The following is an 11,169-nucleotide window of genomic DNA, read 5'->3' as shown; positions in this document are numbered from 1 at the left end:
GGGGTGGATCGGGAGGGTGTCGAGCGGCTTGTCGGCTTCGCCCAGCAGGACCAGGATCGCGCGCTTCGTCGCGGCGAGCTCGGCCTCCAGCTGGGCGGCTTGCGCCTCGGCCTGCGCGACATCGGCGTCGATCCGCGCCACATCGGCGTTCGCGGCAAGGCCGCGCTCGGTGCGCGTGCGCATGGCCGCCAGGATCCCCTGCTGGATCGCCAGCGTCTCCCGCGCCGCTTCGGCCTGCGCGGCGAGGCCGCGCGCCGCGAACAGGGCATCGGCCATGTCGGCGGCGAGCTTCGCCCGCGTCCCTTCCTGCACGAAGCGGGCGGCCGCGAGATCGGCGTCCGCCGCGGCCCGCGCGACGCCGCGCCGGCCCAGCAGATCCAGCTCCCAGGAGAGATTGAAGGTGGGGGACGCGGCCGCAACCGTCGCTCCCGAGGTTACCGACGTGCCGCCGGGGCCGCCGATCAGCACGTCCGGACCGGACAGGCTCTCGCTGCGCTGCACCCCGCCGGTAACCTGCAAATCCCCCTGGACCCGGAAGGGGGCGAGCGCGGCCCGGCGGATCGCCTGGGCTTCGCGCAGGCGCGCCAGGCCGAGCCGGACATCGGCGTTGGCGCGCAGCCCGCGCGCGACGAGATCGTCCAGTTGCGCATCGCCGAACAGCGTCCACCACCGATCCAGCGCCGCCGGCTCCGGAGCCGGATCCGGCGCCATGGCCTCGAAGCGCGCGGGCAGGGGCGCGACGGGGCGCCCGATCTCGAGGCTCGGCGCACATCCCGCCGTCGCGAGGACGGCGGGAAGCAATACCGACGGGATGCGGCGGCCGTGCATCAGAAGGCCTGGCGGATTCCGAGCATGGCGGACCAGCCCGACAGGCGCGGACGGAATTCCGTCTTGGTCGTGCCGTTGAAGCCGTCGAAGCGCAGCGACGAGGTTCGGGAATAGCGCGCACCCAGCTCGATCGTGGTCGACTGGGTGGCCGCGATGCCGACGCCGGCGTCGAGGTGCCAGTTGAAGCCCCAGTCCTTGTCCGAATAGCGGCTGCCGGTGGCGGGCGAACCGCTCAGGCGGCTCAGGCGCGAGCTCACGCGCGACAGGCCGACGCCGCCGCCGACATAGGGCGCCACATGCGCGCTCATCGGGATGTCGAAATAGCCCGCCGCGCCGATGGTGAGCGCCTTGGTCCGGCCGTCCGCGGTGAAGCCGCCGGTGGACGCCTTCTTCTTGTCGATGCCGGCGGTGGTGTAGCCGACCGTGCCTTCGAGGCGGAACGGGCCGGCGTCATAGCCGATGCCGAGCTCGCCGTTGAAGCCGCGCTTGTAATCGGTGTCGCGCTGGATGGTGGTCCCGGCGGTGGGGTTGTTCCGCAGGCGGGCGTCGGTGTCGATGGACAGGCCCGCCCGCGCCACGCCGTAGACGCCGGTCGACTGATCATCCTGCGCGGCCGCGGGAGTCACGCCGGCCGCGGCGATTGCGAGCGCGGCGAACGCGCAGTGACGGAAAGCGGGTACCATGAAAATCTCCTGTCTGCCGAGGCGGCATGATCGCCGCGTCGCCATCCTCTCTCCGGCAGATCGATGGAGCCTTATGGAGGATTCGATGGAGGCTTGATGGAGGGGCGCAATTCAAGCGGTCGCCGTCTCCACGGGACCTACATAATCGGCGATTATGGCCAGCCGCAGGAGGCACGATGAGCGGCAGGATATTGATCGTCGAGGACGAGCGGGAGATTGGCGACATATTGGCGCTCTATCTCGACAAGGGCGGCTATCAGACGCAGCGCGCCTTCTCGGTGTCCGAGGCGATCAGGCTGCATGCCCAGTTCCGGCCGGACCTGGTGCTGCTCGATATCGGGCTTCCGGGCGGCGACGGCCTGGAGGTGCTCACCACCATCGGCAATCGCGCGGGCACGCCGGTCATCATGGTCACTGCGCTCGATGACGACGGCTCGAAGCTGTCGTCGCTGCGGATGGGCGCCGACGACTATGTCGTGAAGCCGTTCAACCCGGCCGAAGTGGTCGAGCGCGTGCGCGCGGTGCTCCGCCGCGCGCAGGCTACGAGCCCGAACCGGACGATCAGCATCGGCAGCCTGGTGGTCGACCTCAATGCCCATGCCGTGCTGCGCCGGGCGGACGACGGGAGCGGGCTCGAGCGCGTGCCGCTGACACCCACCGAGTTCCAGATCTTCGCGCACATGGCGCGCCAGCCGCGCCGCGCCTTCACGCGCATGGAATTGCTGGACGCGGCCTCGCCCGACAGCGAAGCCTATGACCGGGTGGTGGATTCGCATTTGTCGAAATTGCGGGCCAAGCTGAATGCGGTGGGATGCGGCGACATGATCGAGCCGGTGCGGGGGGTGGGATATCGCCTGTGGCCCGAGCGCTGAACCGCATCGTCACGCGCGTCTGGCTGCTTGCCGGCATGATGACGCTCATCACGATCGTGATGAGCGTCGCCGTCTATTATGGCGCCACCGTCCTCCGGCTCCACCAGATCGGCAATAGCATGCCGCCCAAGGCGCGCGCGGAGTTCGAGCGGCTGGTCCGCACGGGTCAGACCGACAGCGATCGGTTCTTCGATCTCCACGAGCAATATTCGGGCGCGCTCATCCTGCCGAGCGACTGGCTGTTCCTGGCATTGATCGGCATCGTCTCGACCAGCGTCGGCGGCGGCATCGCCTATGTCTTCGCGCGCCGGATCAGCGCGCCGATCAGCGCGGTCAGCCTTGCCGCGAGCCAGGTGGCGGAGGGCGAGCGCGGCGTGCGGGTGGCGGCGGCGGGCCTGGCTGGGGAGACCGCGGAGCTGGTCGACAGCTTCAACCGGATGGCCGCCGACCTCGAGGCCTATGAGCGCGAGCGCAAGATCCTGACCGCCGGCATCGCGCACGAACTGCGCACGCCGCTCACCATCCTCAAGGGGCGCCTCCACGGGCTGAGCGACGGCTTCATCGATCCGAGCACGGACGAGCCGGAGCGCCTGCTGCGCCAGGTCGAGCAATTGTCGCGTATCGTCGAGGATCTTCGCACGCTGGCCCATGCCGATGCCCATGTCCTCGAACTGGATCTGCGAGTGATCGACCTCGCCCGGGTCGTCCAGCTCGCGATCCTCGACCTTGGCCCGGAGGCCGAGGCGGCGGGGCTGACGATCGGCGAGGCCTGCCGGCCCGTACGGGTCCGGGCAGACCCGGTGCGGATGCGCCAGGTCGCGATGAACCTCATCAGCAACGCCATCCGCCACGGCGCGGACGGCGAGCGGATCGAAGTGGCGGTGATGATCGAGGGCGGCGGCGCTGTCCTTCGCGTTTCCGACGAGGGCAGGGGCTTTGAGGAAGGCGACGAGCACCGCCTGTTCACGCCCTTCTGGCGAGCGGCAAGATCCCAGGTCGCGGTGCGCTCCGGCAGCGGCCTCGGGCTGGCGCTCACCGCGAAGCTGGTCGAGGCACATGGCGGACGCATCGTCGCGGCGAACCGATCCGATCGCTCAGGGGCGTGCTTCATCGTCCATCTGCCGCTGCACGACGGATCGTCGGGCGCCGGCTAGAGTAAAAATCCATGTAAATTGTTGATTTACCTGGAGGTCGGTAGCGCATTTTGCCACCCCCGCTTTCGCGGGGATGGCGTATGAGCTCTTAACCTAGTGGAGCATGATCGCTGCCGGCTCGGCCCGGGGCTGCTGCGGTTTGCGCGCCGCGGCACGGGCGAATGCGCAGAGCGTCGCGTAGCATAGCGCCGGGACGATGAACGCCGTCGCATAGCTGCTGCGCTCCGAAACCAGCCCGACGAGCAGGGGCAGGATCGCGCCGCCCACGATGGCGGTGCAGAGCAGGCCCGAGGTCGCTTCCGCGCTCGCGTTGGAACGCTCGAGCGTGAGCGTGAAGATCACCGGGAACATGATCGAGTTGAACAGGCCGATGCTCAGCGCGACGAAGCCGGCGGTGACGCCGCCGACCGCGAAGACATAGAGGCACATCGCGGCGGCGATGGCGGTGAACAGCGCCAGCAGGTGGTGCGCCTTGACCTGCGTGAGCAGGACCGAGCCGATCAGGCGGCCGACCATCGCGCCGCCCCAATAGAAGGCGACGGCCTTGCCGGCTTCCTGGAGCGACACGCCCGGAATGCCGTCGCTGCCCATCGCATAGCCGAGCACCGGCACGCCGAACGCGGCGTCCGAATGGCCCCAGATCGCGTCCGAATTCAGGAACAGCGCCATCTGCGTGCCGATCGCGACCTCGGCACCGACATAGAGGAAGATCGCGAGCGCGCCGAGCAGCGCCCATTTGGAGGTGAGCGCATCGGTGAACAGCGCCCAGAAACCGCGCTGCGGGCCGGTCGCCGGAGGCGCCGCCTCGGTGACGACACGGCGGCTCAGATAGAAGAACACCGCGAGCGCGGCGATCAGGCCGCAGATCCAGAAATAGGCGGAGTCGATGCCGGCCAGCGCGCTTGCGCGGACCTCCTTCGTGACGATCGCTCCTTCCTTCACTTCGATGCCGGCCAGGAACAGATGGGCCCCGAGCAGCGGCCCGATGAACGTCCCCAGCGAGTTGAAGGTCTGGCTGAGCGTCAGGCGCAGATGGCTATGGCGCGGATCGCCCAGCGCCGCCGCGAGGGGGTTGGCCGCGACCTGCAGGATGGTGATGCCGCTCGCGAGGATGAAGAGGCCGAGCAGGACCAGCGTGAACATCGCGAGATTGGCGGCCGCGAGCATCACCAGGCATCCGGCGATCATCATGCACAGCGCGGCCAGGATGGTCGGGATCGGCTTCAGGCGCGCGAGCAGCGCCGCGGCCGGGAACGACATCACGCCATAGGCTGCGAAAAAGGCGAAAGCCGCCGCCTGGGCCTGGAAGTCGGTCAAGGTGAAGATGCCCTTCACCGCCGCGACCAGCGGATCGATCAATGAGGTGATGAACCCCCAGGCGAAAAACAGGCACGTCACGATGGCATAGGCCGCCGTCACGCCAACCGATTGCTTCGTCGTCATGTATCCTCCCCCGAATTCCTGTTTCTAGCGCATGCCGGCCAGGCTGTCGGACGGCAGCAACTGGGTTTTGCCGGAGAGCCGGGTCACCGCGTAGGTAAAGCCCGGCATCAGCGCATAGGCGCCCACTTCGCCGGCCGCGCTCAGCGCCAGGAAGCCGACCTGCATCCCCTGGATGGCATCGCCGCGCAGCCGGGCGATATACTCGACCGCCTCCCGGCAGGCGGCCTGGGGCGAGAGGCCGGCGCGCATCGACGCGACCACGCGCGCGGTGCCGACGATGCGGGTTACTTCCTCGCCCACGCCGGTGGAGGCGGCGCCGCCGATGCCGCGCTCGACATAGAGGCCGTGCCCCGCGAACGGCGAATCCCCGACGCGGCCGTGCATCTTGTAGGCCATGCCGGACGTCGTGCAGGCGCCCGCCATGCGCCCGTCCGCCGAACGCGCGAGCAGGCCGAGCGTGTCGTGGTTCAGCGCCGACCCCGGCGGCCCCGGCAGCTGGTTCTCGATATTGGCCTGGGGCTTGTATTGCGCGGTCTTCAGCCATTCGCGCCATGCCTTTTCGGCCTCGGGCGTCAGCAGCTTCGCCGTCTTCATCCCATGCTCGATCGCAAGGCGCCGCGCGCCTTCGCCCACCAGCATGGTGTGCGGCGTCTTCTCCATGACCAGCCGGGCGACCGAGATCGCGTGGACGATATCCTCCAGAGCGGCGACCGCGCCGATATGGCCCGCATCGTCCATGATGACGGCGTCCAGCGTCACTCGTCCGTCGCGGTCGGGATAGCCGCCGAGGCCGACCGAGTGGTTCGCCGGATCCGCCTCCGGCACCCGCGCGCCGGCCTCGACCGCGTCGATCAGCGACCCGCCCGCGTTGAGACGGGCTAGCGCCGCCGCGTTCGCCGCGGCGCCGAAGTCCCAGGTGGAGACCACCGCGATCGGGTCGCTTCCGCGCACAAAGGCGGAGCTCGCGCCGGCAAAGGTCGCGGTCGTCACGCCCATGGCCAAGGCGGTACGGCGAGTCACTGCTGTCGTCATGCGCTCTCCTCGATGGCGGCGCGCAGCCGGCGGATCAGGGCTGCGCTGGTTCTGCGCCGGGGACCGGCCGAAAAGCCCATCGCCACGCTGCGTGGATCGGGGCGTCCCGGCTCGCTCGCCGAGCCGTGCACCTCGCGCACGCCGCTCACGCGCGCGATCCTTGCCACATTGTCGGGAGCGAGGCCCGAGCCGGCGATGACGGACAGCCTGCCGTGCGCCGCGTCCACCATCCTCGCAAGCGTGAGGGCACCAGCCAGCGCGGTCGCTTCCTGGCCCGAGCTGAGGATCTTGTCGAAGCCCAGCGCGCAGGCTTCCTCGACCGCGGCGATCGGATCGGGGACGAGGTCGATCGCCCGATGCAGCACCAGGGCGGCATCGCGGGCGACCATGCGAAACCGGGTGAGCGCGCGCGAATCCAGCGTGTCGTCCGGGCGCAGTGCCCCGACCACCACGCCGGCGGCCCCGAGCGCGAGCGCATGCCGGATATCCTCGGCCATCAGCGCCAGCTCGTCGGTATCATAGACGAAGTTTCCGGCGCGCGGCCGGATCATCGCATGGACCGGAATGCCCGTCGCCACGGCGCGTTCGATCAGGGCCGGGGAGGGGGTGAGGCCACCCAGCTCGAGCGCGCTGCACAGCTCGATCCGGTCGGCGCCGCCCATAGCCGCCGCGGCGATGCCCGCGGCATCGTCGACGCAGATCTCGAGCGTGACGGCCATCAGCGCTTGCCCCCGCCGCTCATCGAGAAGGGCGCGGCGCCCGGGCCCGTGCCCCATGCCTGGTTCGGCCGCGGCCCCATCTCGAAGCGCAGCGTGCCGCCGGCCATGATCTCGTCATGGCCCAGCCAGGTGCGGTTCAGGGGCCGGCCATTGAGCGTGGCGGACTGGATATAGACGTTCGCGGCGCTGTTTCCCGGAGCATCAATGGTGAACGTCCGGCCATTTTCCAGCGCCAGTTCGACATGGCGGAACAGGGGCGAGCCGATCACATATTGGTTCGCGCCCGGCGTCACCGGATAGAAGCCGAGCGCGCTGAACACATACCAGGCCGAGGTCTGGCCATTGTCCTCGTCGCCCGGATAGCCGTCGGGCGCGCTCGAATAGAGCTTGCGCATCACTTCGCGCACCCGCGCCTGCGCCTTCCAGGGCTGGCCGGCATAATTGTAGAGATAGATCATGTGCTGGATCGGCTGGTTGCCATGGGCATAATTGCCCATGTCGACGATCTGCATCTCGCGGATCTCATGGATGGTGAAGCCGTAATAGCTGTCGTCGAACTTGGGCGGGCTGTCGAACACGCTGTCCAGCTTCGCGGCAAAGGCCTGGTCGCCGCCCATCAGCGTAATCAGGCCCTGCACGTCCTGGAACACCGACCAGCTATAGTGGAGGCTGTTGCCCTCGGTGAAGGCGTCGCCCCATTTGAGCGGGTTGAAGGGAGACTGGAAGCTCCCGTCCCGGTTGCGGCCGCGCATCCAGCCGCTCTCGGCATCGAAGAGCTTGCGGTAGTTCTGCGCCCGGCTCGCGAACAGGGCGGCGTCGCGGGGCTTGCCGAGCGCCGTCGCGAGCCGCGAGATGGTGAAATCGGCATAGGCATATTCGAGCGTGCGCGCGGCATTCTCGTTGATGCCGACATCGTAGGGGACATAGCCGAGCCGGTTGTACCAGTCGACGCCTTCGCGCCCGACCGAGCTGATCGTCTTGCCTTCGCGCGACTTGGGCCGGCCCTGGTCGGTGTCGGCATTCTTGCGGATCGCTTCGTAGAGCTTGGCGATGTCGAAGCCGCGAATGCCCTTGAGATAGGCGTCGGCGATGTTCACCGCCGAGTTCGAGCCGATCATCACGTCGCGGTGGCCGGGGCTGGCCCATTCGGGCAGCCAGCCCGATTCGTCATAGGTATTGGCGAGCCCCTGCATGATCTGCCCGTCAAGCTCGCGGTGCATCAGCGCGAACAGCGGGAAGACCGCGCGGAAAGTGTCCCAGAAGCCGTTGTCGGTGAACATCGGGCCGGGATGCACCTTGCCGTCATAGGGGCTGTAGTGGATCGTCCGTCCGCCGGCATCGACTTCGTGGAACATGCGCGGGAAGAGCATGGTGCGATAGAGCGCCGAATAGAATGTGCGCTTCGCGTCGATGTCCGGGTCTTCCACCTTGTACCGGCCGAGCAGGGCGTTCCACTGGTCCCTGGCCTTGGCCTCGGTGGCTTCGAAGCTGTCCTTGCCGATCTCGCGATCGAGGTTGAGCGCGGCCTGTTCGGGGCTGACGAAAGAGGAGGCGACGCGAACATGGACCTGCTCGCCCTTGCGCGTCTTGAACCCGATGATTGCCCCGACATGCTGCCCCTCGGCCTGGGGGACGCCGGGGTTGCGCTTCCAGCCGTCTCCCCAGGTCTCGGCGACGTCGAAATCGCGATCGAACTCGGCGACGAACCAATTGTGGAAATTGCCCGGAACGCCGCCATGGTTGTTGCGCGCATAGCCGATGATCCGGCGTTCCCCGGGCAGGATCTTGACCATCGAGCCCATGTCGAACCCGTCGAGCAGGATCCAGCTCTGCTCGCTCTCGGGGAAGGTGAAGCGGAAATGCGCCGCCCGCGCCGTCGCCGTGACCTGGGCGGTCACGTCGTAATCGGCCAGATAGACGCCGTAGCGATAGGGCCGTGCCGTCTCCGCCTTGTGGGAGAACCAGGATTGGCGCTCGTCTTCCTTGAACTTGAGCGGACCGGTGAGCGCCATCAGCGAGAACGCGCCGTAATCGTTGAGCCAGGGGCTCGGCTGATGGGTCTGCTTGATGCCGCGGATCCTGTGGTCGCCGTAGCGATAGGTCCAGCCATCGCCCATCTTGTTGGTCATGGGCGTCCAGAAGTTCATGCCCCATGGCACGGCGATCGCCGGATAGGTGTTGCCATAGGATAGCTCGAAGGACGAATCGGTCCCGGTGAGCGGGTTGGCGAGATCGGCATAGTCCGGCGCCTGCTGTGCTCCGAGCGGGGCCGGAAGCAGGGCCAGGGCGAGCCCCAGCATATGTATCGCAACTCGCCCCATCCGCATCGTCTCCCTATTCCTTGTCATGGGGCCCTTGCTCACCGGCGCGGAAGCCGGGTTCGTGCCTGGGCCCAGAAGGCGGGGGTGAACATCTGGCCCGCGCCGACGATTGCCGCGTCTTCGGTATTCTCGTGGATCATGATCGGTATCGCCACCTCGTGCGCGGCGAGCCCCTGGCGCAGAGTCGGCGCGAAAAGGTCGAACGCGCCGGCGATGCGCCCGCCGAGCATGATCGTCTCCGCACCGAACCCGCGCGCCCAGGGCGCGACGATCGCGGCGAGGCTGGCGCCATATTCCGCGAAGACTCCCCGCAGGGCCTCATTCTGCCGCGCCTCGGCGGCCATTCTGGCCACGCTTTCCCAGGGCCGGCCGCTCTGCCTTGCCGCCTCGGTAAGGAGCCAGCGGGAGGAGACATAGTCATCGGCGATCCCGTGCTTGAACGGCATGTTCCACAGGCATCCGCCGGGAGGCACCGCGCCCGGCTCTTCCTCGATCACCGGGATGCCGCGATCGAGGAACGCCGCGCCGAGCCCGGTGCCGAGCGTGATCGCGAGCACCCGGGCGCTATCCCCCGTCGCGCCCATCGCCACGCAGCCGACCGCGAAGGCGGTCGCGTCGTTCAGGAAGCGGATTTCGCGCGAGGCGGGCAGGCGGCGCTGCAGCTCTTCGCGCACATTGACGCCGTAAAGGCTCTGGAACTTGCCATTGCCCTCGAAAAAGGCGGTGCCGGTGCGATAGTCGAACGGGCCCGGCATCGCGATGCCGACGCCGGTGACCTGATCGGTGTCCGGCGCGATCGTCGTGATCAGGTGCGCCCAGGCATCGAGCAGTTCGGCGCTGGCGGCGCCGCTGCGCGTCTCGCTATGCCGGTAGCTCTTGACGAGGATCCCGTGCCCCTGCCGGTTCAGCAGCGCGCCGGCGACGTGGTGACCGCCGATATCCAGCCCGACGATCATGCCATGCCTCTCCCCCTGGACCCGTTGCGCCGCGCGATGCGGTCGTTGCACGAAATGTAATCCATTACATATCGCGAGGCCAGCCTTATTTGCGGATAGGCGGTCGAAACGGCTGCGCGCGGTGCCCGGAGGGGCTTTCGGCACCATGAGCGGGTGCCGGCGCGTTCATCCGCTGCTCTCGCGCACGACCAGAGTGTGCGGAAGAATGTGCACGGCCTCGTCCCGTGCCTTGTCCTCGATCCAGTCGATCAGCAGTTCGCAGGCCTTTGCGCCCATTTCGGCGGCTGGCTGGCGGACGGTGGTGAGCGCCGGGGTGGAGTGGGCGGCGAAATCGATGTCGTCGAAGCCCGTGACCGCGATATCGGAAGGGACCGAGACGCCGAGCGCCGCGAGCGCCTGGATCGCGCCGATGGCCATTTCGTCGTTGATGCTGACGATCGCGGTGGGGCGCGGCGTCATTGCGAGAATCTCGCGCGCGGCCTCGAAGCCGGACTGCATCCTGAAGCTGCCATGGAGGACGAGCGCCGGATCGAAGGCGATGCCGGCCGCCTCAAGCGCCTGGCGATAGCCCTTGAGGCGATCGATGGCATGGGCGTTGGCCTGCGGCCCGCTGATTGCCGCGATCCGGCGATGGCCGCGCGCGATCAGGTGCGCGACGACTTCGCGCATCGCGCCGACATTGTCGATCCGCACCGACGGCGCTTCGGTCAGTTCGCAGCCACAGGCATGGACGATGGGATAGGGTGCTCGGCGGCGGCTGTCGGCCGGCGCATAATCGGGGCTGAGCTGGATCACGCCGTCCGCCAGCCGCGTCTCGACCAGCCGGGCATAATGTTCCTCGCGCTCGGCCGAATCGCGCGTGTCGCCGAGCAGCACCGAATAGCCGCGCTTCCACGCGGTCGCTTCGATGCCGGCGGTGACGTTGGCGAAGAAGGGATTGGCGATGCCCGGCACCAGCACCAGCAGGGTGAAGGACTTGTCGGTGCGCAGGTTGCGCGCGAGCATGTTAGGCCGGTAGCTTACCGCCTCGACTGCCTTGAACACTTTCGCGCGAGTCTTCTCGGTCACCTTCTCCGGCTCGCGGAGCGCCCGCGACACGGTCGCCGTCGAAAGGCCGGCGGCACGGGCTACATCAAGGATGGTGGTCATCGCCGTGTGATT

10 protein-coding genes are annotated in these 11,169 nt (G+C 68.2%); 2 read left to right on the top strand and 8 right to left on the bottom strand.

Going from position 1 to position 11,169, the window contains the following annotated elements; genetic code table 11:
• The coding region (locus OMP43_RS18010) for a TolC family protein (protein WP_280280917.1) at positions 1 to 828 on the bottom strand (828 nt) is incomplete at its 3' end.
• On the bottom strand, positions 828 to 1,511 hold the full coding sequence (locus tag OMP43_RS18005; RefSeq protein WP_280280916.1) for an outer membrane beta-barrel protein: 684 nt from the start codon (positions 1,509 to 1,511) through the stop codon (positions 828 to 830). The genes OMP43_RS18010 and OMP43_RS18005, both read right to left, overlap by 1 nt.
• 176 nt (positions 1,512 to 1,687) lie before the next feature.
• Here OMP43_RS18005 and OMP43_RS18000 point away from each other — a divergent pair, with 176 nt between their 5' ends.
• Positions 1,688 to 2,383 carry a response regulator gene (locus OMP43_RS18000; protein ID WP_280280915.1) on the top strand — a complete coding sequence of 232 codons (696 nt, stop codon included), beginning with the start codon at positions 1,688 to 1,690 and terminating at the stop codon, positions 2,381 to 2,383.
• Entirely contained in the window at positions 2,368 to 3,537 is a 1,170-nt protein-coding gene (locus OMP43_RS17995) for a HAMP domain-containing sensor histidine kinase (RefSeq protein ID WP_280280914.1), read from the top strand. Before OMP43_RS18000 ends, OMP43_RS17995 begins: the two co-directional genes overlap by 16 nt.
• 93 nt (positions 3,538 to 3,630) lie before the next feature.
• Here the strand turns inward: OMP43_RS17995 and OMP43_RS17990 are convergent, their stop codons facing one another.
• From OMP43_RS17990 to OMP43_RS17965, 6 genes are all read right to left on the bottom strand, one after another.
• Positions 3,631 to 4,980, bottom strand: a complete 1,350-nt coding sequence (locus tag OMP43_RS17990) for an MFS transporter (RefSeq protein ID WP_280280913.1) — start codon at positions 4,978 to 4,980, stop codon at positions 3,631 to 3,633.
• A gap of 24 nt (positions 4,981 to 5,004) precedes the next feature.
• A complete protein-coding gene (locus tag OMP43_RS17985; RefSeq protein ID WP_280280912.1) occupies positions 5,005 to 6,012 on the bottom strand; it encodes a N(4)-(beta-N-acetylglucosaminyl)-L-asparaginase in 1,008 nt (335 codons plus the stop codon).
• The gene (locus OMP43_RS17980) at positions 6,009 to 6,731 is read right to left on the bottom strand and encodes a copper homeostasis protein CutC (protein WP_280280911.1); all 723 of its coding nucleotides are present in this window, start codon (positions 6,729 to 6,731) and stop codon (positions 6,009 to 6,011) included. Before OMP43_RS17980 ends, OMP43_RS17985 begins: the two co-directional genes overlap by 4 nt.
• Positions 6,731 to 9,052, bottom strand: a complete 2,322-nt coding sequence (locus tag OMP43_RS17975; protein WP_280280910.1) for a GH92 family glycosyl hydrolase — start codon at positions 9,050 to 9,052, stop codon at positions 6,731 to 6,733. The genes OMP43_RS17980 and OMP43_RS17975 overlap by 1 nt, the downstream gene beginning before the upstream one ends.
• 38 nt (positions 9,053 to 9,090) lie before the next feature.
• Entirely contained in the window at positions 9,091 to 10,008 is a 918-nt protein-coding gene (locus OMP43_RS17970) for an ROK family protein (protein WP_280280909.1), read from the bottom strand.
• 165 nt (positions 10,009 to 10,173) lie between these two features.
• A complete protein-coding gene (locus OMP43_RS17965) occupies positions 10,174 to 11,157 on the bottom strand; it encodes a LacI family DNA-binding transcriptional regulator (protein ID WP_280280908.1) in 984 nt (327 codons plus the stop codon).
• Positions 11,158 to 11,169: the final 12 nt, after the last annotated feature.

The organism is Sphingomonas sp. CBMAI 2297 (assembly GCF_029870595.1).
In the GTDB taxonomy this organism is placed as follows: Bacteria; Pseudomonadota; Alphaproteobacteria; order Sphingomonadales; family Sphingomonadaceae; genus Sphingomonas.
This window is presented reverse-complemented; position numbering and strand designations above follow the sequence as displayed.

Coding starts and splice junctions, on each gene's coding strand:
- OMP43_RS18005 (WP_280280916.1), bottom strand. CDS start 1,511: ATGGTACCCGCTTTCCGTCACTGCGCGTTCGCCGCGCTCGCAATCGCC.
- OMP43_RS18000 (WP_280280915.1), top strand. CDS start 1,688: ATGAGCGGCAGGATATTGATCGTCGAGGACGAGCGGGAGATTGGCGAC.
- OMP43_RS17990 (WP_280280913.1), bottom strand. CDS start 4,980: ATGACGACGAAGCAATCGGTTGGCGTGACGGCGGCCTATGCCATCGTG.
- OMP43_RS17985 (WP_280280912.1), bottom strand. CDS start 6,012: ATGACGACAGCAGTGACTCGCCGTACCGCCTTGGCCATGGGCGTGACG.
- OMP43_RS17980 (WP_280280911.1), bottom strand. CDS start 6,731: ATGGCCGTCACGCTCGAGATCTGCGTCGACGATGCCGCGGGCATCGCC.
- OMP43_RS17975 (WP_280280910.1), bottom strand. CDS start 9,052: ATGGGGCGAGTTGCGATACATATGCTGGGGCTCGCCCTGGCCCTGCTT.
- OMP43_RS17970 (WP_280280909.1), bottom strand. CDS start 10,008: ATGATCGTCGGGCTGGATATCGGCGGTCACCACGTCGCCGGCGCGCTG.
- OMP43_RS17965 (WP_280280908.1), bottom strand. CDS start 11,157: ATGACCACCATCCTTGATGTAGCCCGTGCCGCCGGCCTTTCGACGGCG.